The sequence below is a fragment of the Arthrobacter sp. ISL-48 genome (assembly GCF_018613805.1).
In the GTDB taxonomy this organism is placed as follows: domain Bacteria; phylum Actinomycetota; class Actinomycetes; order Actinomycetales; family Micrococcaceae; genus Arthrobacter.
In genome coordinates, this window is the sequence record NZ_JAGGPL010000003.1 from 951,949 (window position 1) to 977,594 (window position 25,646).

The 25,646-nt window shown below is 63.1% G+C and carries 17 protein-coding genes; 3 read left to right on the forward strand and 14 right to left on the reverse strand.

Translation table 11 applies throughout. The annotated features are described in order from the left end of the window. Nucleotides 1-2: 2 nt before the first annotated feature. Both rplC and rpsJ read right to left on the reverse strand, forming a co-directional pair. Nucleotides 3-653: a 50S ribosomal protein L3 gene (rplC, locus tag J7E83_RS08285; protein WP_214960727.1), complete on the reverse strand. Its 651-nt coding sequence runs from the start codon at nucleotides 651-653 to the stop codon at nucleotides 3-5. A gap of 17 nt (nucleotides 654-670) precedes the next feature. Further along, entirely contained in the window at nucleotides 671-979 is a 309-nt protein-coding gene (gene rpsJ / locus J7E83_RS08290) for a 30S ribosomal protein S10 (RefSeq protein WP_003803825.1), read from the reverse strand. Nucleotides 980-1,401: 422 nt separating this feature from the next. Here rpsJ and J7E83_RS08295 point away from each other — a divergent pair, with 422 nt between their 5' ends. After that, on the forward strand, nucleotides 1,402-2,838 hold the full coding sequence (locus J7E83_RS08295) for a GH1 family beta-glucosidase (protein ID WP_214960728.1): 1,437 nt from the start codon (nucleotides 1,402-1,404) through the stop codon (nucleotides 2,836-2,838). 33 nt (nucleotides 2,839-2,871) lie between these two features. Here J7E83_RS08295 and J7E83_RS21390 read toward each other — a convergent pair whose 3' ends face one another. From J7E83_RS21390 to rpoB, 8 genes are all read right to left on the reverse strand, one after another. Next, nucleotides 2,872-2,997 carry a hypothetical protein gene (locus tag J7E83_RS21390; protein ID WP_285289314.1) on the reverse strand — a complete coding sequence of 42 codons (126 nt, stop codon included), beginning with the start codon at nucleotides 2,995-2,997 and terminating at the stop codon, nucleotides 2,872-2,874. 1,561 nt (nucleotides 2,998-4,558) lie between these two features. After that, nucleotides 4,559-7,201: a hypothetical protein gene (locus J7E83_RS08300; protein WP_214960731.1), complete on the reverse strand. Its 2,643-nt coding sequence runs from the start codon at nucleotides 7,199-7,201 to the stop codon at nucleotides 4,559-4,561. A gap of 165 nt (nucleotides 7,202-7,366) precedes the next feature. Next, complete coding sequence (gene tuf / locus J7E83_RS08305) at nucleotides 7,367-8,557, reverse strand: elongation factor Tu (protein WP_050684398.1); 1,191 nt, start codon at nucleotides 8,555-8,557, stop codon at nucleotides 7,367-7,369. Nucleotides 8,558-8,822: 265 nt separating this feature from the next. Next, nucleotides 8,823-10,937, reverse strand: coding sequence for an elongation factor G (gene fusA / locus J7E83_RS08310; protein ID WP_214960733.1), 2,115 nt, complete (start codon nucleotides 10,935-10,937; stop codon nucleotides 8,823-8,825). 69 nt (nucleotides 10,938-11,006) lie between these two features. Further along, nucleotides 11,007-11,477 (reverse strand): 30S ribosomal protein S7, encoded by a 471-nt coding sequence (rpsG, locus tag J7E83_RS08315; protein ID WP_214960735.1) that lies wholly within the window; start codon nucleotides 11,475-11,477, stop codon nucleotides 11,007-11,009. 1 nt (nucleotide 11,478) lies between these two features. Then, a complete protein-coding gene (rpsL, locus tag J7E83_RS08320; protein WP_018773658.1) occupies nucleotides 11,479-11,853 on the reverse strand; it encodes a 30S ribosomal protein S12 in 375 nt (124 codons plus the stop codon). Between the two features lie 405 nt (nucleotides 11,854-12,258). Beyond that, the gene (locus J7E83_RS08325) at nucleotides 12,259-16,158 is read right to left on the reverse strand and encodes a DNA-directed RNA polymerase subunit beta' (protein WP_214960737.1); all 3,900 of its coding nucleotides are present in this window, start codon (nucleotides 16,156-16,158) and stop codon (nucleotides 12,259-12,261) included. Between the two features lie 120 nt (nucleotides 16,159-16,278). Further along, entirely contained in the window at nucleotides 16,279-19,788 is a 3,510-nt protein-coding gene (gene rpoB, locus J7E83_RS08330) for a DNA-directed RNA polymerase subunit beta (protein ID WP_214960739.1), read from the reverse strand. A gap of 452 nt (nucleotides 19,789-20,240) precedes the next feature. On the opposite strand from rpoB, the gene J7E83_RS08335 reads away from it, so the two are divergent. Beyond that, nucleotides 20,241-21,440, forward strand: a complete 1,200-nt coding sequence (locus tag J7E83_RS08335) for an acetyl-CoA C-acetyltransferase (RefSeq protein ID WP_214960741.1) — start codon at nucleotides 20,241-20,243, stop codon at nucleotides 21,438-21,440. Beyond that, nucleotides 21,440-21,937: an aminoacyl-tRNA deacylase gene (locus J7E83_RS08340; RefSeq protein WP_214960743.1), complete on the forward strand. Its 498-nt coding sequence runs from the start codon at nucleotides 21,440-21,442 to the stop codon at nucleotides 21,935-21,937. The genes J7E83_RS08335 and J7E83_RS08340 overlap by 1 nt, the downstream gene beginning before the upstream one ends. 52 nt (nucleotides 21,938-21,989) lie before the next feature. On the opposite strand, the gene rplL is transcribed toward J7E83_RS08340, so the two are convergent. From rplL to J7E83_RS08360, 4 genes are all read right to left on the reverse strand, one after another. Further along, on the reverse strand, nucleotides 21,990-22,367 hold the full coding sequence (gene rplL, locus J7E83_RS08345) for a 50S ribosomal protein L7/L12 (RefSeq protein WP_214960745.1): 378 nt from the start codon (nucleotides 22,365-22,367) through the stop codon (nucleotides 21,990-21,992). A gap of 77 nt (nucleotides 22,368-22,444) precedes the next feature. Next, nucleotides 22,445-23,059 (reverse strand): 50S ribosomal protein L10, encoded by a 615-nt coding sequence (gene rplJ, locus J7E83_RS08350; protein ID WP_214960747.1) that lies wholly within the window; start codon nucleotides 23,057-23,059, stop codon nucleotides 22,445-22,447. A gap of 297 nt (nucleotides 23,060-23,356) precedes the next feature. Further along, nucleotides 23,357-24,475: a GNAT family N-acetyltransferase gene (locus J7E83_RS08355; protein WP_214960749.1), complete on the reverse strand. Its 1,119-nt coding sequence runs from the start codon at nucleotides 24,473-24,475 to the stop codon at nucleotides 23,357-23,359. A gap of 8 nt (nucleotides 24,476-24,483) precedes the next feature. Then, nucleotides 24,484-25,611 (reverse strand): GNAT family N-acetyltransferase, encoded by a 1,128-nt coding sequence (locus tag J7E83_RS08360; protein ID WP_214960751.1) that lies wholly within the window; start codon nucleotides 25,609-25,611, stop codon nucleotides 24,484-24,486. Nucleotides 25,612-25,646: the final 35 nt, after the last annotated feature.

Sequence of the window (25,646 nt, forward strand, 5' to 3'; positions counted from 1 at the left end):
AACTAGGCTCCCTTCACGGCGGTGCGTACGAGTACGACCTGGCCGCGGGCGCCGGGAACGGCACCCTTGATCAGGAGCAGCGACTTCTCGACGTCAACCGCGTGAACGGTGAGGTTCAGCGTGGTGTGACGAACGGCGCCCATGCGGCCGGCCATTTTCATGCCCTTGAAGACGCGGCTCGGGGTGGATGCGCCACCGATTGAACCGGGCTTACGGTGGTTCTTGTGGGCACCGTGGGAAGCTCCAACGCCGTGGAAGCCGTGACGCTTCATAACGCCGGCGAAGCCCTTACCCTTGGTGGTGCCGATGACGTCGATCTTCTGGCCGGCTTCAAAGAGCTCAACAGACAGCTCCTGGCCCAGCTCGTAAGAATCAGCATCTGCAGTGCGCAGTTCGACGACGTGGCGGCGAGGCGTGACGCCTGCCTTTTCAAAGTGACCAGCCAGCGGCTTGGTGACCTTGCGGGGATCGATCTGGCCGTAGCCGATCTGTACAGCGACGTAGCCATCAGCGTCTGCGTTGCGCAGCTGGGTGATGACGTTCGAATCTGCCTGGACCACAGTGACGGGGATGAGCTTGTTGTTCTCGTCCCAGACCTGGGTCATGCCGAGCTTCGTGCCCAGCAGGCCCTTTACGTTACGGGTTGCGGTCATAGTCTCTCAGCACCTCCCTACAGCTTGATTTCGATGTTCACGTCGGCCGGCAGGTCGAGGCGCATGAGCGAGTCGACGGCCTTAGGCGTGGGATCGATGATGTCGATAAGACGCTTGTGCGTGCGCATTTCAAAGTGCTCGCGGCTGTCCTTGTACTTGTGCGGAGAGCGGATTACGCAGTAGACGTTCTTCTCCGTAGGCAGCGGCACGGGGCCAACTACCGTTGCGCCTGCGCGCGTGACCGTCTCAACGATCTTCCGTGCTGAAACGTCAATGACCTCGTGGTCGTATGACTTCAGCCGGATGCGGATTTTTTGTCCCGCCATGTCGCCTGACTCTCTTTCAGTTAGTGCTGCTCCAGTTAGGGCTGCTCTGTTTACTTGCGTGTTGCATGTGGCTGCCGAAGCATTTGAAGTCTGAACTACCACCCGCCGCACAAACTGAATCCGGAAGAATCCGGGTTCCTCACCTTGCCGGCGTAACCGACCCCCGCGGTCGGGCGTGTCGCGCTTGGCACGCATACAAATCCGCAGTTCCATGGGGGTGGGTTATGTTTGGTCTTCCACTTGGACCCTGACACCCGGCATTATCCGGATCGGGACGCGAAGAAGCGCTTGAACAACTCATCTAGTATGCCGGAAATTGTCCATAGAAGCGAATCAGCCCATCCGTCAGGACCCAGCTTTTCGCCGCAGTCCTCCCGCCCCGGGTCATTGCCTTCGGCAACTTCCGAATGGATGATAGGAAAATGACGGTGGAGAATGCTGTTTCCATACGCGACCTCGCCGGCCGCCTGCCGCCCTCGTTCACCTTGGGCGTCGCCTCCGCGGCCTTTCAGATCGAAGGCGCCCTGGCCGCGGGTGGCCGTGGCCCTTCCGGCTGGGACGCCTTCGCTGAAAAGCCTGGTGTCATCGTGGACGGGCACTCACCTGCGGTGGCCTGCGACCACTACAACCGCTTCGCGGAAGACGTGGCACTCATGCGTGACCTCGGTGTGGATTCGTACCGGTTTTCCATCTCCTGGCCACGGATCCAGCCCGACGGCCGCGGCTCCTTCAATGAACAGGGCCTGGCCTTCTACGATCGCCTGATCGATCAGCTCCTTGCGGCCGGCATCTCCCCCATGGCCACCCTGTACCACTGGGACACACCGCTTCCGTTGGAGCACGACGGCGGCTGGATGAACCGTGCCACCGCTGAGCGCTTCGCGGAGTACTGCGCCGCTGCCGGCCGGCGATTCGGCGACCGGGTAGCGCAGTGGGTCACCCTCAACGAACCAGCCTCGGTGGTGCTGAACGGCTACGCGCTCGGTGTCCATGCACCAGGCCGGGACCTGCTGTTCAATTCCTTGCCCGCAGTTCACCATCAACTGCTTGCCCACGGGCTGGCCGTCCAGGCACTGCGCAGTGAAGGCGTGGCTGGCGGGATCGGCGTGACCAACCTGCACTCCCCCGTCCGGCCGGCAACCGGAAAGCTCATGGACAAGCTCATTGCCGGCGTGTTCGACCTGATGCTAAACCGGATCTACGCTGACCCGATCCTCCTGGGGCACTACCCGCGCCCGCCCCTGATCGCCAGGCCCTGGTTCCGTGCCCTGGGCAAAATCTCCGAAGCCGACCTGCGAACCATCCACCAGCCTTTGGACTTCTACGGGCTCAACTACTACTACCCCACGAAAGTGGCCGCCGGCAGGGGGCCGGCTGAGAGCCCCACGGGACCTGCGGAAGCCATGGTCCGGGTCCCATTCCATCAGGAGACCTTCCCGGAGTACAGCACCACCGGGTTCGGCTGGCCCGTGGCTCCCGAACACCTTGGCATCCTGCTACGGGAGCTGAAGGACCGCTACCGGGATTCCCTGCCCCCGTTGTACATCACGGAAAGCGGCGCCAGTTTTCCGGAACCCGACCATGTGACCGGCCCTATCCAGGACGATAACCGGATCAGCTTCATCGCGGGGCATTTGCGGCATGCCCTGGAGGCCACAGCCCCCGGCGGCATTGCCCATGACGTTGACCTGCGCGGCTATTACGTCTGGACGCTGCTGGACAATTTCGAATGGGCAGCGGGTTATTCACAGCGTTTCGGGCTGGTCCACGTCGACTTTGACAGCCTGGAGCGGACGCCCAAGGAGTCCTATTACTGGTACCAGGCCTTGGGGCGGGCCCGTAGGAAATCGGCTGGGTAGGGCCGGGTAAGCCCGGTTAAGCGGTCTTGCGGGTCATTGGTTCTTGTTTGCGCGGTTGATGCGCTTGGCGCGGTCAATCTCGTTCCGGAAATTCTTCTTGGCCCAGAACACTCCGGCAACCACGGCAACCACAACAATTAGAAAAATAAGCCATCCCATGATGAACTCCTCTCGATGCTGGCAACAGTATCAGGACCGGTTGAACGGTTCACGGTCCACGGCCTCATGCGGCGCTGGCTGCTCTGGTCCGGTTTCATCCAGCGGCTGCTCCGTGGCTGTCCCACGGTTCAGGCGCCACACAGCGACGATGATGAGTCCGACGGCGATGAGTGCCAGCAGCGCAAAAGTGTACTGCCGCATCGCCCACAGGATGCAGGCCGCCACCCCCGCGGCTCCCCACCAGACAAACAGCCGTTCTCCCAGGCCAAGCCCCGCCAGGAGGAGCGCCGCGAGAAGCACCAGCACCCACAGCTGCTGCCCGCCCGTGCCGCCGAAGACCACGGCAAGGCCGCTCAGCGATAGCAGGCCTGCTGCAGCCCCCACCATCAGCCTTCCGGCCACGTGATGGCCCGCCGCGTAGCGCAACGCGCCGAGGCCGGCGGCCAGGAGCACGTACCACTGGACCACCCAGAAAGGATCGGGAAGGGCAGAGGACAGGCCGTAGTAGACGAACGGCTGGTCCAGCTCAAAAATGGCAGCCCGCTGGACAGCCGCAGTCAGCGCCAGTGCGCCAACTTCCGCGACGATCCGCCGGGCCTTCGGCGGCGCTTCGAGATAGGAGACACCGGCGGCGGCTCCGAGCAGGGCCGCGGCGACCCAGGACGTCGCGTCGTGCCGGACCCCGGCCAGCGCGACCAGGCTGAAGCCCAGGAACGCCGCCCCGGCCAGCGACCAACGACGCACCAGGTCCCCTTGCAACGCCCGGCTCCGGTACAGCCGTGCGGCATAGTGTGCGGTGGCGGCAAGCCCGCCTCCGGTCAGCCATGGCAGGAATTCGCCCCACGAGCCGGGGACATCCTGCACAAATTCCCCAGCCAGGACTATGGAGCTACCGAGACCCGCCGCAGCTGCTGGCGGATAGAAGAGCGGCTGCCCCTCCACGTGGGAGCCTGTGAAACACACGGCGGCGAGGACCAGCACGGCTGCGCCCAGGACCCAGTCCGCCGCCCACGGTGAAACGAGCGCCCCCGCGAGGGTGAAGGACACTGCACTGACCAGCCACAGCCAATGCTCGATGTCCCCAACAGGAACATTCCGGCTGCGCCGCAACACCCCGGCAACAACCGCGAGGAGTGCCACGGACAGCAGCACCGCAGGAGTGCCCGTACCGTCCAGGACCGGTGAGCCGAGGAACGTTCCACCGAATGTGAAGAGTGGGCCCAGCGAAAGCACGCCGAACAGCGTTGCGTAAACGGCGAAGTACAGGGCGCCGCGGGCGCCGAAGAACCTCCTGGCCACAAGTGCGGAGACAAGCAGCAGGAACAATTCCAGAAGCACCACCCAGCGGCCGCCGTCGTCGTCCTGCCCCCAGACCCGAGCAGGAACTGTCCGCATCACGTACGCCAGCGGCAGCAGCGCCTGTCCCGCCAGCGTGATCCAGACAGCGGCCTGCTGGAAGGGGACTTTGGCGAGCCGTGACCGCATGGCCCAGCGGACCGCGTGCTGGACGGCAAGGACGAACGCAAACGTTACGGAAACGGCCGTTGGTGAGGCGGTGATGTCATAGCTCAGCACCAGGGCAAGGCCTGCCGTAAGTACCCGGGCCGCGACGAAGTACCAGCCCTTGCGCGCGGCCTGTGGCTCGGCCAGCACCATCACGGCACAAAAGACAGCGAAGACCGCCAGCACCAGTTCGACCTCGGCCAAGTCCCCGCCGCTGAGGGCCAGCAGGGCGCCGAAGGCCACGGGCGCGATCCAAACGGATCCTGCCTCCGCGCGGAGAACATACCCCGAGGCTGCCGCACCTAGCGCCGCTGCCACCGCAGCATACGTTCCCTGCCATTCCGCGACCCCCAGCGGAGCCAGAACCGCGCAGCCCGCCAGCTGCAGCAGCAGCACAGCACTGGCGTCGGCCAGGATCCCCTTCGGAGCCCGCCCGCGCGCGGCCGCCGCCAAGGGGAAGACAAGCTGAAGGGCCAACACCGTGATCAGCACCGTGGCCGGGAGAAGCACCTCTCCCCGCGATGACGGTTGGTCCGCCGTCCTGCTGCAACTGATTAAAGGCAGTCAAGGCCAGGACCGTGGCCGTTCCCCGGCCCAGCCACCAATAGGCCCATCGATGCTGCCTCAGCGGCAGGCGCGCGGCGGTGGAAAACAGGTAGCCTGCCGCCAGCAGCAGCGCGACGTTCCCTGCACCTTGGGACACGGCCTGGAAAGCGACCGGAATAGCCACCGCTGAGACCCCCAGCGGCAGGGCTTCCCACACGGTGGCGTGCCAGTCCGAGCTGGAGGCCGGCCGTGGCAGCAGCAGCCAACCGATCGCCAACGCGGCGAGCACCTGGGCGAGGAGCGCGAGTCCCGTCAATCCGTTGCCCGGAGTGGTGTCCAGGAACGGCAAACCGATCAAGGAGACGGCTGAGGCGACGGCGAAGCCTGCCAAGCTGACCTCCGGTGCCATCATCCTGACGCCCGAGCGCTGCAACAACGCAGTCAGCAGCTGCTGGCACACCAGCGCCACGAGCAGCCCGAAAAGCGCAGCCGCCGTCCGCCCCTCGCTATCGCCAACGACAGCAGCCACCGTCACGGGAACGGTCAGCGTGGCCGCCACCCGCGCTCCCAGGAGCATCTGCTGCCGCGGCACACCTGTCCCAAGGAACCCACGGTACGCCCAGAACGCGGAGCCAAGCAGCAGCATTCCGACCAAGGGCCAGGCCCCCATGGAATTGCCCACCATGGCGGCCAGGGCCAAGGCGGCCACCGGCGCCCATTCGGCCTTCCCCGTCAGCCTGAAAGCCACCGCCAGGCCAGTGATCACCGCCAGCAGAACCGGCACCCACAGCGCCACAGTACCGGCTGCTTCGACGCCGGCACTTCGGTAGACCCCGGTCAAAATACTCTGGACCGCAAATGCCATCGTTGCAACCAGCTGGGCCCCGAACGTCATCAAAGCGTCGAGCCGCCAGCGATTCCCAGCGTCTGCACGTACACTGCCTGCCCCAGGCTCCGGCCGGACGCGCACTGGAAACCAGCCGCCGAGCCGTCCCTGCGAGAAAGCCACAGCCGCGGCCTGGGCGCCAAAGAGGGCGGCCCCCGCCAAGAGGGCATCGACCGCACGTCCGGTCAGATGCCACACCTCGACGGCGGCAGCCACCGTCAACGAGATCCTCGCGGCATAGAAGTTGAGTAACCGAAGCGGGCCCGGTGCGGCCGCCACCAACGCAAAATACGATCCGCACAAGCAGATGATGAGGGCATACTCGGATTTGTCGAGCAGCAGCGGCACACACGTCGCAGCGATGGCGACGGCGGGAACCGCCCACGGGTGGAAGACCATCAGCGGTCTGACGTAGACCGGAGGCAGCCAGCCTGGACGGCCCAGAGCCAGCGCCGTCAGCAGCACTGCCAGCCCGATCAACGCCGCGAAGTACCAGACAAGCGGACCGCCCAGGACGGACACGCCAGACCATGCTGTGGAGACAAGGAAGGTGAGGGAAAGATACACCAGCACGCGGCTCTCGAGCCGAACGGCCGCGGTCACATAAGCCGCAGTCCCAACCAGCGACGTGATGAGCCATGCAGCAGGGCCATCGTGGAGCGCGAAGTTGTAGAGGGCAAGGCCCGCGACGGGAACCAGGGCAAGCCCGGTGCCGGCGAACGCAACAGCGGCCGGCCTCAGCCTGGGGACCCTGGCATGGAGGACAAACCCCGCCCCGTAGAACATCGAGGTAACTGCGCAGACCGCCGCGAACCGGAACACCGGCGGGAGGTTCGTTCCAATGAAGAGTGCCCCCGCCGCCACCAGCAGCAGGCTTGCCACATACAGTGTGATGTTGATGTTCTGGCGGTCCCGCTTCTCCCGCCGGGCCTGGCGCTCCGCTGGCGTCTCCGCCTCAAATCTCGAAGCCTGCCAGACCGGATTCGGCGACGATGGCACGGAAGAGGATGCCGCCGTCGTCCGTGGAGCGACCGGCAGGACGGGCACCTGGGTCCAAGCCGGGGTAGGGAACGCTAACGGTGCCTCCGAGGGCGGGAGCGCTGAGGGTGCGGCTGCTGGACCACCGGCCGGACGGCCAGCAACGGGACCAGCCGCAGGGCCGGCTTTTACTGCCGCCGCGGGTTCTGACGTTCCAAGCCTGGCCATGGCATCGAGCCAGCCTTGAAGGTGACCTGCGCGGTAACCGGCTTTGTACGACTCGTCCGTCATGATGCAACCTCTTTCGCGCAATCGGGAGCGCTACAATTAATCCATTGAGTGGATTAATTGTAGCAAAGAACAGCCCCGCTGCACCAGCAGCGGGGCTGTTCCGGAGCTCACGTCCGGCCGTCAGACGGCCAGCGATCGCAGATCTAGACGCAGATCAGCAAGTGACTACTTGTTGATCTTGGTGACGCGTCCTGAACCAACGGTGCGGCCGCCTTCGCGGATAGCGAAGCCGAGGCCCTCTTCCATGGCGATGGGCTGGATGAGCGCAACGGTCATCTCAGTGTTGTCGCCAGGCATAACCATTTCCGTGCCTTCCGGCAGGGTGATAACGCCGGTTACGTCCGTGGTGCGGAAGTAGAACTGCGGGCGGTAGTTGGAGTAGAACGGGTTGTGACGTCCGCCTTCGTCCTTGGAGAGGATGTAGACGTTGGCCTCGAAGTCGGTGTGCGGGGTGATGGAACCCGGCTTGACGACAACCTGGCCACGCTCTACGTCATCGCGCTTCAGACCGCGGAGCAGGAGGCCACAGTTCTCGCCGGCCCATGCTTCGTCGAGCTGCTTGTGGAACATCTCGATACCGGTAACCGTGGTCTTCTGGACCGGGCGGATGCCGACGATCTCGACCTCGGAGTTGATGGCGAGGGTTCCACGCTCGGCGCGGCCCGTTACAACGGTGCCACGGCCGGTGATCGTGAAGACGTCTTCGATCGGCATCAGGAACGGCTTGTCACGGTCACGTACGGGGTCCGGAACGGACTCGTCAACGGCTTCCATGAGGTCCTCAACGGACTTGACCCAAACGGGGTCGCCTTCGAGGGCCTTCAGGCCGGAAACGCGAACAACAGGAGCGTCGTCGCCATCGAAGCCCTGAGCGCTGAGCAGCTCACGAACTTCCATTTCAACGAGGTCCAGAAGCTCTTCGTCGTCAACCATGTCCGACTTGTTCAGCGCAACCAGCAGGTAGGGAACGCCAACCTGGCGGGCGAGCAGAACGTGCTCGCGGGTCTGAGCCATCGGGCCGTCAGTGGCGGCAACCACGAGGATTGCACCGTCCATCTGCGCAGCACCGGTGATCATGTTCTTGATGTAGTCAGCGTGACCCGGAGCGTCTACGTGTGCGTAGTGGCGCTTCTCGGTCTGGTACTCAACGTGGGAGATGTTGATGGTAATGCCGCGCTGACGCTCTTCGGGAGCAGAGTCAATAGACGCGAAGTCGCGCTGCTCGTTGAGAGTCGGGTACTTGTCGTACAGCACCTTGGAAATGGCGGCCGTCAGCGTCGTCTTACCGTGGTCAACGTGACCAATGGTGCCGATGTTGACGTGCGGCTTAGTCCGCTCGAACTTTGCCTTTGCCACAGGTTCCTCCTAGAACGTTTTCAAATGACTTACCTTCCGGCCGCGCTTGTCGCGGCAGAAACTCAGGCAAGTCTACTTGGGGGGCTTTGGATTGGTGAAATTGCAGATTCAGGAACTAATACTAGTGCCTCGAGCCTGTTCGTGCTGATGGCCGGGGCCCGGCTTGACCGGACTGCATCTAACCGGAACCCCGGCCACCTGCACCAGGTGTGCTTCCGTCAGACGGAAGCGCACCCGAGTTTGTTAGCAGTGAAAGTCCGAAGGACTATTCGCCGCGGTTCTTCTGGATGATCTCGTCGGCAAATGCCTTCGGGACCTCGGCGTAGCTGTGGAACGTCATGGAGTACACAGCGCGGCCCTGGGTCTTTGAGCGCAGGTCACCGATGTAGCCGAACATGCCGGACAGCGGGACGTGCGCACGGATGACCTTGACACCCTGTGCATCTTCCATGGACTGCATCTGGCCACGGCGGGAGTTGAGGTCACCGATTACTTCACCCATGTATTCCTCAGGGGTGCGGACCTCGACATCCATCAGCGGTTCGAGCAGGACGGGGTTCGCCTTGCGTGCGGCTTCCTTGAAAGCCATACGGCCGGCAATCTTGAACGCCATTTCCGAAGAGTCAACGTCGTGGTAGGCGCCGTCAATCAGCGTTGCTTTGATGCCGACAACCGGGTAACCGGCCAGGACGCCGTCGTTAAGCGCATCCTGGATACCGGCGTCAACCGACGGGATGTATTCGCGCGGAATACGGCCACCGGTCACCTTGTTCTCGAACTCGTACAGCTCGCCTTCGGACGTGTCCAGCGGCCCGATGGCAATCTGGATCTTTGCGAACTGGCCCGAACCACCGGTCTGCTTCTTGTGCGTGTAGTCGTGACGCGCAACAACGTTCTTGATGGTTTCGCGGTAAGCGACCTGCGGCTTGCCGACGTTTGCCTCAACCTTGAATTCGCGGCGCATGCGGTCCACCAGGATGTCCAGGTGGAGCTCGCCCATGCCGGCGATGATGGTCTGGCCAGTGTCTTCGTTGAGGGACACCTGGAAGGTGGGGTCCTCGGCGGAGAGCTTCTGGATGGCCGTGGAAAGCTTCTCCTGGTCACCCTTGGTGTTCGGTTCGATGGCAACCGAGATCACAGGCTCCGGGAAGCTCATGGACTCGAGGACGATCTGGTTGCTGGAGTCACACAGGGTATCGCCCGTGGTGGTGTCCTTCAGACCGATGGCTGCATAGATGTGGCCTGCGGTAGCGCCGTCAACCGGCATTTCCTTGTTGGCGTGCATCTGGAACAGCTTGCCGATGCGCTCCTTCTTGCCCTTGGTGGAGTTGACCACCTGCGCGCCTGCTTCCACGTGACCGGAGTACACGCGGATGAAGGTGAGCTGGCCGAAGAACGGGTGCGTGGCAATCTTGAACGCCAGAGCCGAGAACGGCTCTTCGGAAGACGGCTTGCGCGTCAGTTCCTTCTCTTCGTCGCGGGGATCGTGACCGATCATCGGCGGGACGTCGAGCGGGTTCGGCAGGTAGTCAACGACAGCGTCAAGCATCGGCTGGACACCACGGTTCTTGAAGGCAGAGCCACAGAACACCGGGTACAGCTCGGAATTGATCGTCATCTTGCGGATGCCGGCCTTGAGCTCGTCGATCGAAATTTCTTCGCCTTCGAGGTACTTCTCCATGAGTTCTTCGGAAGCCTCAGCAACGGCCTCGACGAGGGCTGCGCGGTATTCCTCAGCCTTCTCCTTGAGGTCAGCCGGGATCTCCTGGACCTCGTACTTGGCACCCATGGTGACGTCACCCTTGGAGTCGCCAGGCCAGACCAGCGCACGCATGTAGAGCAGGTCGACGACGCCGATGAAGTCGTTCTCGGCGCCGATCGGGAGCTGCATGACGAGCGGCTTGGCGCCGAGGCGGCTGATGATGGTATCTACGGTGAAGTAGAAGTCAGCACCCAGCTTGTCCATCTTGTTCACGAAGCAGATACGCGGAACGTTGTACTTATCGGCCTGGCGCCACACGGTCTCGGACTGCGGCTCGACGCCTTCCTTGCCGTCGAACACGGCAACAGCGCCGTCGAGGACGCGCAGGGAGCGCTCAACCTCAACAGTGAAGTCCACGTGGCCGGGGGTGTCGATGATGTTGATCTGGTTGTTTTCCCAGAAGCAGGTCACGGCGGCAGACGTGATGGTGATGCCGCGTTCCTTTTCCTGTTCCATCCAGTCGGTGGTCGAAGCGCCGTCGTGCGTTTCGCCAATCTTGTGGTTCACACCTGTGTAGAACAGGATGCGCTCGGTGGTGGTGGTCTTGCCGGCGTCAATGTGGGCCATGATGCCGATGTTGCGGACCTTACTAAGGTCGGTAAGCACGTCCTGTGCCACGGTGTCTCCCTTTCGGATGGACTACGCGTTCGCCGCCGGCTCGATCGAGCCGGCGGCGTCCGGGAAGTATTACCAGCGGTAGTGTGCGAAGGCCTTGTTGGACTCGGCCATCTTGTGGGTGTCTTCGCGACGCTTCACAGCGGCGCCGAGACCGTTGGAGGCATCCAGGATCTCGTTGCGGAGGCGCTCAGTCATGGTCTTCTCGCGGCGGGCCTTGGAGTAACCAACGAGCCAGCGAAGGGCCAGCGCAGTTGCGCGGCCCGGCTTGACCTCAACCGGAACCTGGTAGGTGGCGCCACCAACGCGGCGGGACTTCACCTCGAGGCTCGGCTTGATGTTCTCCATGGCCTTCTTCAGGGCAGCAACCGGGTCTCCACCGGACTTTTCCTGTGCACCGGCAAGGGCACCGTAAACGATGCGCTCCGCGGTGGACTTCTTGCCGTCGACCAGCACCTTGTTGATCAGCTGGGTGACCAGCGGGGACCCGTAAACGGGATCAATGACTAGCGGCCGCTTCGGGGCCGGACCCTTGCGAGGCATATTACTTCTTCTCCATCTTTGCGCCGTAGCGGCTGCGGGCCTGCTTACGGTTCTTGACGCCCTGGGTATCGAGGGCGCCACGGACGATCTTGTAGCGGACACCTGGGAGGTCCTTCACACGACCACCGCGGACGAGCACAATGGAGTGCTCCTGCAGGTTGTGGCCTACACCGGGGATGTAAGCGGTGACTTCAATGCCACCGTTGAGGCGCACACGCGCCACCTTACGCAGAGCCGAGTTCGGCTTCTTCGGGGTGGTGGTGTACACGCGGGTGCAGACACCGCGGCGCATGGGGCTGCCGTTCAGCGCGGGGGCCTTGGTCTTCTTGACCTTAGGCGTGCGGCCCTTGCGGACCAGCTGGTTAATCGTAGGCACTCTCGTGTTCTCCGTTGGTTTGATCTCTACCGGCGCATCGCGGCGTCAACCGTCACTGCACCGATTTGGCGTTGTTCCTGCAGCCTCGATGTCTAGGATCGAACTTAGGCGTGCAAAAGCGTGGCATTCGTTGCGCACCTAGCCCGCAACCCGGAAACAAGCTCACACCCAACATCATGAGAACAAAACCAAAATGATGCTGCGGCGGCCTTCATCCACTGCCACACAAACAATTACCAAAATTCTAGCACGGCTTGATCCTGCGGGTTAATTGGGTGTATACGAAAGGCCCCGCCTCCCCTCCGCCAGAAACTCAGGCAGAGGGGGAACGGGGCCGTCCTAAGGGCAGGGCGGTCGGGTCCCTACGTGGCGCGGAACGCGACACGAAAGGGTCCGCCGTGCCAGTTACCGGAAGTCGTTGCCGAGATCGTAGTCATCCAGCGGGATGGCGTGGAACTCGGGAGCTCCGTCGCCGCCCAGGGTGTCGTACGAGAAGTCACTGAATGCGCTGGGGCCGGTGAACAGGTTGGCCTTTGCTTCCTCAGTGGGCTCCACGGTGACCTCGGTGTAGCGCGGGAGACCCGTGCCGGCCGGGATCAGCTTACCGATGATGACGTTCTCCTTGAGGCCGAGCAGCGGATCGCTCTTGCCTTCCATGGCCGCCTGCGTCAGGACGCGGGTGGTCTCCTGGAAGGAAGCTGCCGACAGCCAGGACTCGGTGGCCAGGGACGCCTTGGTGATGCCCATGAGCTCAGGACGTCCGGAAGCCGGAGTCTTGCCCTCGGACACAACACGGCGGTTGGCATCCTCGAAGCGGCTGCGCTCGGCGAGCTCGCCGGGCAGCAGATCCGATTCGCCGGACTCGATGACCGTGACGCGGCGCAGCATCTGGCGGACGATAACCTCGACGTGCTTGTCGTGGATACCGATGCCCTGGCTGCGGTACACGCCCTGGACCTCGTCCACCAGGAACTTCTGCGCGGCACGGGGACCCATGATGCGCAGAACCTGCTTGGGATCCACGGGACCGTTGATGAGCTTCTGGCCCACTGTGACGTGCTCGCCATCCTCGATGAGGAGGCGCGAACGGCGCAGTACCGGGTAAGCGATCTCTTCGGACCCGTCATCGGGGGTGATGACCAGTCGCATCTGGCGCTCGGACTCTTCGATGGTGATGCGGCCGGCTGCTTCAGCAATCGGTGCAACACCCTTCGGGGTACGGGCTTCGAAGAGCTCCTGGATACGGGGCAGACCCTGGGTGATGTCGTCGCCACCGCTGGCGGAAACAGCACCACCGGTGTGGAACGTACGCATGGTCAGCTGGGTACCGGGCTCACCGATGGACTGTGCGGCGATGATGCCCACTGCCTCACCAATGTCCACGGTCTTGCCCGTTGCCAGTGAACGGCCGTAGCACAGGGCACAGGTGCCGACGCTGGACTCACAGGTGAGTACAGAGCGGACCTTGACCTCGGTGATGCCGGCCGCGAACAGTTCCGCGATGACGACGTCGCCGCAGTCAGTGCCGCCGGCAGCAAGGACATTGCCCTTGGAGTCCACGACATCAACGGCGAGCGTACGGGCGTAGGCGCTGTTCTCGACGTTCTCATCCAGGACCAGCTCACCGTTGGCGTCAGCGACGGCGATAGCCGTCACCAGGCCGCGCTCGGTACCGCAGTCCTCTTCGCGGACGATGACGTCCTGCGACACGTCCACCAGACGACGGGTCAGGTAACCCGAGTTGGCGGTACGCAGCGCGGTGTCAGCCAGGCCCTTACGGGCACCGTGGGTGGCGATGAAGTATTCCAGCACCGACAGGCCCTCACGGTAGGAGGACTTGATGGGACGCGGGATGATCTCACCCTTAGGGTTGGCCACCAGGCCACGGATACCCGCAATCTGGCGGACCTGCATCCAGTTACCACGTGCACCGGAGGACACCATGCGGTTGATGGTGTTCATCGGAGAGAGGCTGTCACGCATCGCCTGGGCGATTTCGTTCGTTGCCTTGTTCCAGATCTCGATCAGTTCCTGGCGACGCTCGTCGTCGTCGATCAGGCCCTTGTCGTACTGGCCCTGGATCTTGGCCGCCATGGTTTCATAACCGGCCAGGATTGCCGGCTTGTCCTTGGGAACTTCGATGTCAGAGATGGCAACGGTGACGCCTGAACGGGTTGCCCAGTAGAAACCGGCATCCTTCAGGTTGTCCAGCGTTGCTGCCGTAACCACCTTCGGGTAGCGCTCGGCAAGGTCATTGACGATCCGGGACAGTTCACCCTTGTCAGCAACATCCTCAACCCACGGGTAATCCTCGGGCAGGGTCTCGTTGAAGAGGACCTGGCCAAGCGAGGTCTCAACGAGCGCGGTCTGGCCCGGCTCCCAGCCCTCCGGAGCTTCCCAGCCTGCGTAAGGAACGAAGCCGTCAAGCCGGATCCTGACCTTGGAGTTAAGGTGCAGCTCGTGCAGGTCGTAGGCCATGATGGCTTCCGAAACCGAGCCGAAGACGCGGCCTTCGCCAGCTGAACCGACACGCTTGGTGGTCAGGTGGTAGAGGCCGATGATCATATCCTGCGAGGGCAGGGTGACCGGGCGTCCATCGGAGGGCTTCAGGATGTTGTTCGAGGACAGCATCAGGATGCGTGCCTCAGCCTGGGCCTCGGGGCTCAGCGGCAGGTGCACTGCCATCTGGTCGCCGTCGAAGTCAGCGTTGAAGGCGCCACAAACCAGCGGGTGAAGCTGGATTGCCTTGCCTTCAACAAGCTGCGGCTCGAACGCCTGGATGCCGAGGCGGTGCAGGGTAGGTGCACGGTTCAGCAGCACCGGGTGTTCGGTGATGATTTCCTCGAGCACGTCCCAGACCTGCGGACGGTAGCGCTCGACCATGCGCTTGGCCGACTTGATGTTCTGCGCGTGGTTGAGGTCAACCAGGCGCTTCATCACGAACGGCTTGAAGAGCTCCAGCGCCATCTGCTTGGGCAGGCCGCACTGGTGCAGCTTCAGCTGCGGGCCGACGACGATGACCGAACGGCCGGAGTAGTCAACGCGCTTGCCGAGGAGGTTCTGGCGGAAACGGCCCTGCTTGCCCTTGAGCATGTCGCTCAGGGACTTCAGGGGACGGTTGCCCGGTCCGGTGACCGGACGGCCGCGGCGGCCGTTGTCGAAGAGGCTGTCAACAGCTTCCTGAAGCATGCGCTTCTCGTTGTTGACGATGATCTCCGGAGCACCGAGATCAAGCAGTCGCTTGAGGCGGTTGTTGCGGTTGATCACGCGGCGGTAGAGGTCGTTGAGGTCGGAGGTCGCGAAGCGGCCACCGTCCAGCTGGACCATCGGGCGCAGTTCCGGCGGGATCACCGGGACGGCGTCCAGCACCATGCCGAGCGGGCTGTTGTTGGTGGTCAGGAACGCGTTGACCACCTTGAGGCGCTTCAGGGCACGGGTCTTGCGCTGTCCCTTGCCGTTGGCGATGATGTCGCGCAGCAGGTCCGACTCGGCCTGCATGTCAAAGCTCTCAAGACGCTTCTTGATTGCTTCGGCACCCATGGAGCCTTCGAAGTACATGCCGTAGCGGTCGCGAAGCTCGCGGTACAGGCCTTCGTCACCTTCAAGGTCAGCGACCTTGAGGTTCTTGAAGCGGTCCCAGACCTGCTCGAGGCGCTCGATCTCGGCGTCGGCGCGCTTGCGCACGTTGGCCATCTGACGGTCAGCGGAGTCGCGGGCCTTCTTCTTGTCGGCAGCCTTGGCACCTTCACCCTCGAGGCGTGCAATCTCGTTTTCGAGGTCGCGTGCGATCGTGGCGATGTCGGAGTCGCGGTTATCGATCAGCTGCTTCTTCTCGATGTCGTGCTCAACCTGCAGGTTGGGCAGTTCCTCGTGGCGGCTGTCGGCGTCGACGCTGGTGATCATGTAGGCAGCGAAGTAGATGACCTTTTCGAGGTCCTTCGGTGCCAGGTCAAGGAGGTAGCCAAGGCGTGACGGAACACCCTTGAAGTACCAGATGTGCGTGACCGGAGCGGCCAGCTCGATGTGGCCCATGCGCTCACGGCGGACCTTCGCACGGGTGACTTCAACGCCACACCGCTCGCAGATGATGCCCTTGAAGCGCACGCGCTTGTACTTGCCGCAGTAGCATTCCCAGTCCCGGGACGGGCCGAAGATCTTCTCGCAGAAGAGTCCGTCCTTCTCGGGCTTGAGCGTGCGGTAGTTGATGGTTTCCGGCTTCTTAACCTCGCCGTAAGACCAGCCACGGATGTCTTCCGCGGTGGCGAGGCCGATCTGCATGAGGCCGAAGGAGGATTCGCTGGACATATGGTCCCTGTTCTCTCTTGTTCTCTAAATTCTGAAGTCTTGGGTTACGGGAAGAGGGAGGTGAGGCCCCGGGAAAGGCAGCGCGGCGGGGCCGCGCGCCTTTCCCGGGACGCCCGCCTGCTAAACCTCTTCTACGGAACTTGGCTCTGCACGAGACAGATCGATGCCCAGTTCTTCCGCAGCCGTGAAGACTGCGTCATCAGAGTCACGCATTTCAATTGTGGTTCCGTCCGTGGAAAGCACTTCCACGTTCAGGCACAGCGACTGCATTTCCTTGATCAAGACCTTGAAGGACTCAGGAACGCCCGGCTCGGGGATGTTCTCGCCCTTGACGATTGCTTCGTAGACCTTCACACGACCGTGGATATCATCCGACTTGATCGTGAGGAGCTCCTGGAGCGTGTAGGCGGCGCCATAAGCTTCGAGCGCCCACACTTCCATTTCACCGAAGCGCTGGCCACCGAACTGTGCCTTACCACCCAGCGGCTGCTGCGTGATCATGGAGTACGGGCCGGTGGAGCGGGCGTGGATCTTGTCGTCCACCAGGTGGTGGAGCTTCAGGATGTACATGTAGCCGACCGAGATCGGATCCGGGAACGGCTCGCCGGAGCGGCCGTCGAAGAGGCGGGTCTTGCCTGAGGAGTTGATCAGGCGGTCGCCGTCGCGCGTCACGTTGGTGGAGTCGAGCAGACCGGTGATTTCTTCTTCACGGGCGCCATCGAACACCGGCGTTGCAACAGTGGTCTGGCCACTTTCGCGCGGCAGGTTCGGCAGCTGCTTGACCCACTCGGGCTCGCCTTCGATCTTCCAGCCGGTCTTGGCAACCCAGCCGAGGTGCGTTTCGAGCACCTGGCCGACGTTCATACGGCCCGGAACACCCAGCGGGTTCAGGACAATATCAACGGGGGTACCGTCGGCAAGGAAGGGCATGTCCTCGATCGGAAGGATCTTGGAGATGACACCCTTGTTGCCGTGGCGGCCGGCGAGCTTGTCGCCGTCGGTGATCTTGCGCTTGGCGGCCACGTAGACGCGGACCAGCTGGTTCACGCCCGGGGGCAGTTCGTCGTCGTTGTCGCGGTCGAAGACGCGGACACCGATGACGGTGCCGGACTCGCCGTGCGGAACCTTCAGGGAGGTGTCGCGCACTTCGCGGGACTTCTCACCGAAGATGGCGCGCAGCAGGCGCTCTTCCGGGGTCAGCTCGGTTTCACCCTTCGGGGTGACCTTTCCGACCAGGATGTCGCCGGCTTCAACCTCGGCACCAATGTGGATGATGCCGCGCTCGTCCAGGCCCGCAAGGACTTCCTCGGACACGTTGGGGATGTCACGGGTGATTTCCTCGGCACCAAGCTTGGTGTCGCGGGCATCGATCTCGTGCTCCTCGATGTGGATGGAGGAGAGAACGTCCTCGGCAACAATGCGCTGCGAGAGGATGATGGCGTCCTCGAAGTTGTGACCTTCCCATGACATGAACGCCACCAGCAGGTTCTTGCCGAGGGCGAGTTCGCCCTGGTCCGTTGCCGGACCGTCGGCGATAATGCCGCCGACCTCAAGGCGCTGGCCTTCATTCACCAGGACACGGTGGTTGTAGCAGTTGCCCTGGTTGGAACGGGCGAACTTGTTGATGCGGTAGTTGGTTTCCGTGCCGTCATCGTTGAGCATGATGACCAGTTCAGCGGAGACCTCGGTCACCACACCTGCCTTCTTGGCGATGACAACGTCACCGGCGTCGACTGCAGCCGCGCGCTCCATACCGGTGCCCACGAACGGAGCCTCGGAACGGACCAGCGGCACAGCCTGGCGCTGCATGTTGGCACCCATGAGTGCACGGTTAGCATCGTCGTGCTCCAGGAACGGGATCAGGGCGGTAGCCACGGACACCATCTGGCGCGGGGAAACGTCCATGAACTCGACGTCGGCGGCGGGAACCAGCACGGGCTCGCCTCCACCACCGCGGGCGCGGACCAGGACAGTCTCTTCGGCGAACTTCTTGTTCTCATCCAGCGGAGCGTTGGCCTGTGCGATCAGGACCTCTGCCTCGTCGTCGGCCGTGAGGTACTGGACCTCATCCGATACAACGCCTTCGGACACGAGACGGTAAGGCGTCTCGATGAAGCCGAACGGGTTGATGCGGCCGTAGGATGCCAGCGAACCGATCAGACCGATGTTCGGGCCTTCAGGGGTTTCGATGGGGCACATACGTCCGTAGTGGGACGGGTGAACGTCTCGGACTTCCATGCCTGCACGGTCACGGGACAGACCACCCGGGCCAAGGGCCGACAGGCGGCGCTTGTGGGTCAGGCCCGAGAGCGGGTTGTTCTGGTCCATGAACTGGGACAGCTGGGACGTTCCGAAGAACTCCTTGATGGCTGCGACCACGGGGCGGATGTTGATCAGGGTCTGAGGCGTGATTGCCTCGACGTCCTGGGTAGTCATACGCTCGCGGACAACGCGCTCCATACGGGACAGGCCGGTGCGGACCTGGTTCTCGATGAGCTCGCCAACGGCGCGGATTCGGCGGTTGCCGAAGTGGTCGATGTCATCGATCTCGACGCGCAGCTCGTGGTCCTGGCCGTCGCGCTTGCCCGTGAGGGTCTTCTCGCCGGCGTGCAACGCAACCAGGAACTTGATCATGGCGACGATGTCTTCAACGTGCAGGACCGACGCTTCCTTGTCGCCAAGGGAGCGGTCGATGCCAAGCTTGCGGTTGATCTTGTAACGGCCGACCTTGGCCAGATCGTAGCGCTTGGAGTTGAAGTACAGGTTGTCCAGCAGGGACTGGGCAGCCTCGACGGTGGGCGGCTCGCCCGGTCGCAGCTTCCGGTAGATGTCCAGCAAAGCGTCTTCGCGGGTCTCGGTGGCATCCTTCTCCAGCGTGGCGCGCATGGAGTCGTACTGGCCGAACTCTTCGAGGATCTGGCCTTCGGTCCAGCCCAGGGCCTTCAGCAGCACCGTGACGGACTGCTTGCGCTTGCGGTCGAGGCGGACGCCGACCTGGTCGCGCTTGTCGATCTCAAGCTCGAACCATGCACCGCGGGACGGGATGATCTTGGCAGTGAAGATGTCCTTGTCGCTGGTCTTGTCGGCGGTGCGCTCGAAATAAGCGCCCGGGGAACGGACCAGCTGGGAGACGACGACACGCTCGGTGCCGTTGACGACGAAGGTGCCCTTCTCGGTCATCAGCGGGAAGTCGCCCATGAACACGGTCTGCTGCTTGATTTCGCCCGTGTTGTTGTTCATGAACTCGGCCTTGACGTACAGCGGAGCCGAGTACGTTGCGTCCCGGTCCTTGCACTCGGCCATGGTGTACTTCGGGTCAGCGAACTCCGGATCGGAGAAGCTCAGGGACATGGTGCCCTGGAAGTCCTCGATCGGGGAGATCTCTTCGAAAATGTCCGAGAGACCTGACGTGGTGGCGACGCTGAGATCGTTTTCTTCGACGGCCTTCGCTACGCGTGCCTGCCAGCGTTCGTTTCCGACCAGCCAGTCGAAGCTGTCCGTCTGCAGGGCAAGAAGATTCGGAACGTCAAGAGGTTCGTGAATCTTTGCGAATGAGAGCCGGCGAGTGGCACCATCAGTGCTGTCGGCGGTGTTAGCGGTTTCGTTATTAGAGGTGCTCGAGGCGACCAAGAGGGATCCTTCCACAGACCTTCAGGCGTTTTCAGATCTCCCCCGCTGTGCACCCTGCAGAATGACTCCGCAGTGCTACCATCCGGTTCCGCTATATGACCCGGGGCCCGCGCTGCCCATAGTGTGACGTTGTTGACGGCACGTTGATGGTCAGCTGCTAGGCAAAGCCCACCGCTATATGAAGGCTGAAGGTAAACAGGGAAGACGCAAATATCTACGATACGGCAAAATAGCGCACCTGTCTACCCCACATCGGGCCTGATTGCAAGCACGTATATTGGCCGTTGGTTTGAAGCGTCTGCCCGCCGGTTTTCCCTCTGCACTCCGGGGCGCTGTTGGAGACAGCAGAGCGGATCGGCGGAATTAGCGGTGCCGCTCAAACGTTTGGATGGTTAGGTGATGAGGCTCACGATAGCCTTGGCCTACATCATTTCAGATCGGAAGAGACAACAATGGGCAACTCCGCAGACAACACTGACGTTGTCATCCTTGCAGCAGCGCGCACCCCGCAGGGCCGCCTCAACGGGCAACTGGCGAGCTTCACCGCCGTCGAACTCGGTGCCCACGCCATCAAGGCCGCCCTTCAAGCCAGCGGCGTGGAAGCCGACCGCGTTGATGCGGTCATCATGGGCCAGGTGCTTCAGGCCGGTGCCGGCCAGAACCCAGCCCGCCAGAGCGCCATCGGCGCCGGTATCGGCTGGAACGTCCCCACCGTCACCATCAACAAGGTGTGCCTCTCCGGGCTGACCGCCGTCATTGATGCCGCGCGCATGATCCGCAGCGGAGACGCCACTGTGGTGGTGGCCGGCGGCCAGGAATCAATGACCCGCGCGCCCCACCTGCTGCCCGGCTCGCGGCAAGGCTGGACGTATGGCGCCATCCAAGCCCTGGACGTAGCCGCGCACGACGGCCTGACCGACGCGTTCGACGGCCAGTCCATGGGCCTGTCCACCGAAACTAAGAACCTCACCCTGGGCATTGACCGGACGTCGCAGGACAACGTGGCGGCGCACTCGCACCAGCGCGCCGCCCTCGCTGCCAAGAACGGCGTTTTCGACGACGAGATCGCCCCGATCAACGTCATTCAGCGCAAGGGCGATCCCCTGGTGGTCTCCTCCGATGAAGGAGTCCGTCCGAACACGTCCGTGGAAACACTCGCGGGGCTGCGGGCCGCCTTTGTCAGCGACGGAACCATCACCGCTGGGAACTCCTCCCCCCTGTCCGACGGCGCCGCCGCACTGGTGCTGACCACGCGCGCTTTCGCTGAGGATAACGACCTCGAATACTTGGCGGTCGTGGGGAAACCTGGCCAGGTGGCCGGCCCGGACAACTCCCTTCACTCCCAGCCTTCAAACGCCATCAAGGAGGCCCTGGCGAGGGCTGGCTGGAGCGTAGCCGACCTGGACTTCATCGAAATCAACGAAGCTTTCGGCTCTGTTGCCGTGCAGTCCCTGAGGGACCTCGACTATCCCTTGGAGAAGTGCAACCTCCACGGTGGAGCGATTGCGCTTGGCCACCCCATTGGCGCTTCCGGTGCCAGACTTGCCCTGCACGCCGCGCACGAACTTAAACGGCGCGGCAAGGGCAAAGCCGCGGTTTCACTCTGCGGAGGCGGCGGCCAGGGCGAAGCCCTCCTGCTGTACCGGGACTGATGGCGGGGATGCCTGCAGACGGTACGGTCGGCGTCGGCCGGGAGCGTTTCCTCGCCGACGCCAGCGCACGCGGCCTGGACGTCCAGATCGTGCAGCGCCTCGCCGCCAAGAGCCTGGAGGAAGCCGCCAGCATCCTGGGCATCACGCCAGCCGACATCGTCAAGTCGCTGGTGGTCAAGCACAAGGACGGCAGCTTCCTGTTCGCCCTCATACCGGGCGACCGCCAGATCTCCTGGCCCAAGCTCAGGTCTTTGGTGGGCGTCAACAAACTCTCGCTGCCGCCGGCCGATGTCGCGCTGGACGCTACGGGTTATGAACGCGGAACCATCACCCCGCTGGGCAGCACCAATCCCTGGCCGGTGTATGCGGATGCCACAATCACCGGGCGCCGGATCTCGATGGGCGCCGGGGAACACGGCTACAGCGCGTTTGTCGACGCCGATGCCCTGACCGCGGCCCTGGATGCTGTGGTGGCTGACATCAGCGAACCCGGTTGACGCAGGAAGCCCCGCCCACCGAAGTGGACGGGGCTTCCAAAAAAGCAGCGAGCTACTTGAGGGTAACGCGTGCGCCGGCTTCTTCGAGCTGTGCAACAGCCTTTTCGGCTGCTTCCTTGGTGACGCCTTCGAGGACGGCCTTGGGAGCGCTGTCAACCAGGTCCTTGGCTTCCTTGAGGCCCAGGGAAGTGATTGCACGTACTTCCTTGATCACTGCGATCTTCTTGTCGCCAGCAGCTTCAAGAACGACGTCGAATTCGGTCTGCTCTGCTTCTTCTTCAGCAGCGCCGCCGCCGGCGGGGCCGGCAACTGCAACAGCAGCTGCGGTAACTTCGAAGGTCTCTTCGAAGAGCTTGACGAACTCGGAGAGCTCGATGATGGTCAGTTCCTTGAAAGCTTCAATGAGCTCTTCGTTGGTGAGCTTCGCCATGGTGTGGCGTCCTTCCTATAGTGGTGCTCGGCGGCCGGAGCCATTGCCTTCACACCGGAGTCTGGTTTGAAAGAGAATTACTTCTCTTCGGGGGCTGCTGCGTCGGCCGGAGCTTCGGCCTCTGCTGCTGCGTCTGCTGCGGGAGCTTCTGCTTCGGCTGCGGGGGCTTCTTCAGCGGCGGGCGCTTCGGCTGCTGCCGGTGCACCGTTCTCTTCTTCAAGCTTGAGGCGCAGCGCGTCGATGATGCGTACAGCGGCGGCGGCAGGAGCCTTGAGGATGCCTGCAACCTTGGCGAGCTGAAGCTCGCGGGACTCGAGTGCTGCCAGGGCAGCGACTTCGCTTGCGTTCAGTGCCTTGCCCTCGAAGTAACCGGTCTTGATAACCAGCTGCTTGTTGGTCTTGGCAAAATCCGTCAGGCTCTTGGCAGCGGCAACTGCGTCACCCTTGATGAACGCGATCGCAGTGGGGCCGGCAAGCTGGTCGTTGAATGCTTCGACACCAGCTTCCTTGGCTGCAATGGCGGTCAGGGTGTTCTTTACGACCGAGAACTTGGTGTCCTGGCCGAGAGAGACACGCAGCTGCTTGAGCTGTGCAACGGTGAGCCCACGGTATTCGGTCAGGACAGCGGCGTTCGATTCCTTGAAATCGTTAGTGATCTCAGCTACTGCTGAAACCTTGCTAGGCGTTGCCATAACCCTCCTTCCGGGGATAGTGCCGGTGATTCCCGGTCCCCGCTCAACAGAGCTAAAACGAAAAAACGCCCCGCGCAGATGCACGGGGCTTGTCTCGACGCGGTTCAGAACCGCGGAGCTTTGCTTCGTTCACCTGCGCCGGCCGCCCTATGTTCAGGGTCCTTCGTCCGGAGATCCACTGGCTCTCCCGGCGCGACTGCAGAGGTGAGTCTTGCTTGGGAGAGTGGATTTCCAACAACCGACGGTCTTTGGTCATCCCAGCTTACGGGGTGGGCCGCCGGTCCGCCAAATCGGGCCCTAGCTGGTGCTGGATCCGAGGTGGGGCAGTTCCTTCTGCCAGATACCCGTGACGCCTGCCGTGGTGAAGCCAAGTTGCTGGTTTACGGTCAGGAGGTACCGGTTCTCTGGTGCGTTCCAGGTGTAGATGACCCGCGCATCGGGGAACTGCTCCGTCAGGCGTTCCATATTGGCCACCTTGATGAGCAGGCCCAGCTTGTTCCCCCGGTGCTCCTGCAGCACGAGAGTGTCGTCCTGGAAGACGACATCGGCGCGGTGCGCCAGGACACTGATGGTGGTCAGGCCCACGAGCGCACCCGTCGCCAGATGCTCAACTGCCGTGACCACAGTCCGCCGACCCTGCGCAATGGTGGCCTCTTCCGCCTCACGGAGAATGCCGCCGTCGAACACCATGTCCTGCTCAACGGGGGTTCCAAGCGAGGGGTCGACGTCGGCGCCCGCCTGGTTCTCCAGCGCGGCCACTGCTTCCAGCCACTGATCCGGGCAGCGGTCCGTCCAATGATGCAGGCGGTAACGGCCGTTGTTGGCTTCATCGGCCTCGGCCTGAAGATCGGCCACGAGTTTGGTGTCCAGCGGCAGCACGCACGAGCTGAACTGTTCGATGTGCTGCAGCGTGTATCCGGTCTTGCGGGCAAATTCGACTTCCCGGCTGGCGAGGGGCACAAATCCCTGCCCCGAACCGGGAACCAGCTGGGCCTTCTCGAACTCGTGAAGTGAAGCCCCTGGGTGGTTGGTGTCCACCAGGATCATCGTGCGGCCCTCGCCCCGTGCCATATGTTCTGCCGCGAGGAGCAACTTCCGGCCCACTCCCTGCCGCTGGAACTCCGGAAGGATATCCAGCGTGAATTCCGCAAGGTCCAGGTTATCCGTGAGCGGAAGGGCGATGTCCACGGTCCCGACGATCTCGCCATTGACCTTGGCCACGAGGATGATCTGGCGTTCATACGGGTCCGCCAGTTCGAGGAGCTTTTCAAGCGGCCCATACGCCAGATCATCGCTTCCCCAGGTCTGCATCCGCACCTTGCGTCCCACCTCCACGGCGGCGAGGAAGTCCGCTGCGTCCGCCGTCTCCAGGGAATCCGGGATCCAAAGCTGCTCGATCTGTACGTTTCTTGCCATAAGGGGCATCATCCCAGCCGTTTCTGCCACTCACCTTCATAGCCAGCAGGCTTGAATCCAAGCGAAATATTTATCGCCAGCATATGCTGGTTTTCGCTGGCGTTCCATGTAAGTACCGACCTCGCGGCGGGCCAGCGCTGCTGGGCGGCACGGAGATTCGCCACCTTGATCAGGGTTCCCAAGCGGCGGCCCCGGTGCGCGGCGGATACCAGGGTATCCTGCTGCGTGATGGCTGCGGGCACGCCCGCCCGCCAGTTCAGGACCGTGTAGGCCACCAGCTCCCCCGTGGTCCGGTGCATGGCCGCAGTAACAACGGTTTGCACACCACTGCGGGTGAGGGTCTGCTCCTCCTGGCGTACCCTGCCCTGATCCCAGTCCTCGGCTTCCCAGTCCATCCCCGCCACGGGCACGTCGGTGCTCATCCGGCGCTTCAACACGGCGTACTCCGTCAGGAACTCCTCCGGGCAGGTGTCGGCCCAGCCAACGAGCATGTACTCTTTCGCGCGCGCCGAGGCCTCAGTTTCCAATGCGGCAAGGTGCTCGGGCGATACCGGCAGGGACAGCCGGCTAGATCTCTCGACTTGCTCGAGTTCATACCCGGCGCTGGCAGCAAAGGCGACGACGGCCGCTTCTGCGGGAAGTCCGCCCGCCCCTGATTTCGCCGGCAGCAGTCGCCCAGCGCCCTCCACTTGCTCCACGGGTAGCTCGCAGTAAGCATCAAGGGAGGTACGGCCGCGCCCGCGCGCAACGGCTTCGGCGTGCTCAAGCAAGCTGCGCCCCCAGCCCTGCCTGCGCTGGTGGGGCGCCACCAGGACATCGATTCCTGCCGTGCCGGTGTTTTCGCGCAAAGGCAGCGTCACCGAGCACGTGCCCACCGTTTTCTGGCCCACCCGTGCCAGGAAAAGCACCCGCTCCTCGTACTCGCTGCCCCGCCAATATTCGACGCTCTCCGGCTCTGTTGGGCAGCGGTCAAGGTTGCCCCATTTCTCCAGTTCGTGGGCCTCGCGCAAGGCGTAGCATTCCCGGAAGTCGCCGAAACTCCCTGTTCCGGCAGCAGCAAGCCCCCTCCCGCCGTCGGATGTTCCGCCGTCGAACGCGGGGGGAATGGCGACGGCGGTAATCTCCAGAGCGCGCATGTCTCCTCGTCGACTCCCCCAGCCCTCCACCCTCC

What these genes read in the sequence shown, in the direction of transcription:
- rplL (WP_214960745.1), bottom strand. Translation starts at nt 22,367, where the DNA reads ATGGCGAAGCTCACCAACGAAGAGCTCATTGAAGCTTTCAAGGAACTG.
- rpsJ (WP_003803825.1), bottom strand. Translation starts at nt 979, where the DNA reads ATGGCGGGACAAAAAATCCGCATCCGGCTGAAGTCATACGACCACGAG.
- rplJ (WP_214960747.1), bottom strand. Translation starts at nt 23,059, where the DNA reads ATGGCAACGCCTAGCAAGGTTTCAGCAGTAGCTGAGATCACTAACGAT.
- J7E83_RS21390 (WP_285289314.1), bottom strand. Translation starts at nt 2,997, where the DNA reads ATGGGATGGCTTATTTTTCTAATTGTTGTGGTTGCCGTGGTTGCCGGA.
- rpsG (WP_214960735.1), bottom strand. Translation starts at nt 11,477, where the DNA reads ATGCCTCGCAAGGGTCCGGCCCCGAAGCGGCCGCTAGTCATTGATCCC.
- J7E83_RS08335 (WP_214960741.1), top strand. Translation starts at nt 20,241, where the DNA reads ATGGGCAACTCCGCAGACAACACTGACGTTGTCATCCTTGCAGCAGCG.
- J7E83_RS08360 (WP_214960751.1), bottom strand. Translation starts at nt 25,611, where the DNA reads ATGCGCGCTCTGGAGATTACCGCCGTCGCCATTCCCCCCGCGTTCGAC.
- J7E83_RS08300 (WP_214960731.1), bottom strand. Translation starts at nt 7,201, where the DNA reads ATGACGGACGAGTCGTACAAAGCCGGTTACCGCGCAGGTCACCTTCAA.
- J7E83_RS08325 (WP_214960737.1), bottom strand. Translation starts at nt 16,158, where the DNA reads ATGTCCAGCGAATCCTCCTTCGGCCTCATGCAGATCGGCCTCGCCACC.
- rplC (WP_214960727.1), bottom strand. Translation starts at nt 653, where the DNA reads ATGACCGCAACCCGTAACGTAAAGGGCCTGCTGGGCACGAAGCTCGGC.
- J7E83_RS08295 (WP_214960728.1), top strand. Translation starts at nt 1,402, where the DNA reads ATGACGGTGGAGAATGCTGTTTCCATACGCGACCTCGCCGGCCGCCTG.
- J7E83_RS08355 (WP_214960749.1), bottom strand. Translation starts at nt 24,475, where the DNA reads ATGGCAAGAAACGTACAGATCGAGCAGCTTTGGATCCCGGATTCCCTG.
- J7E83_RS08340 (WP_214960743.1), top strand. Translation starts at nt 21,440, where the DNA reads ATGGCGGGGATGCCTGCAGACGGTACGGTCGGCGTCGGCCGGGAGCGT.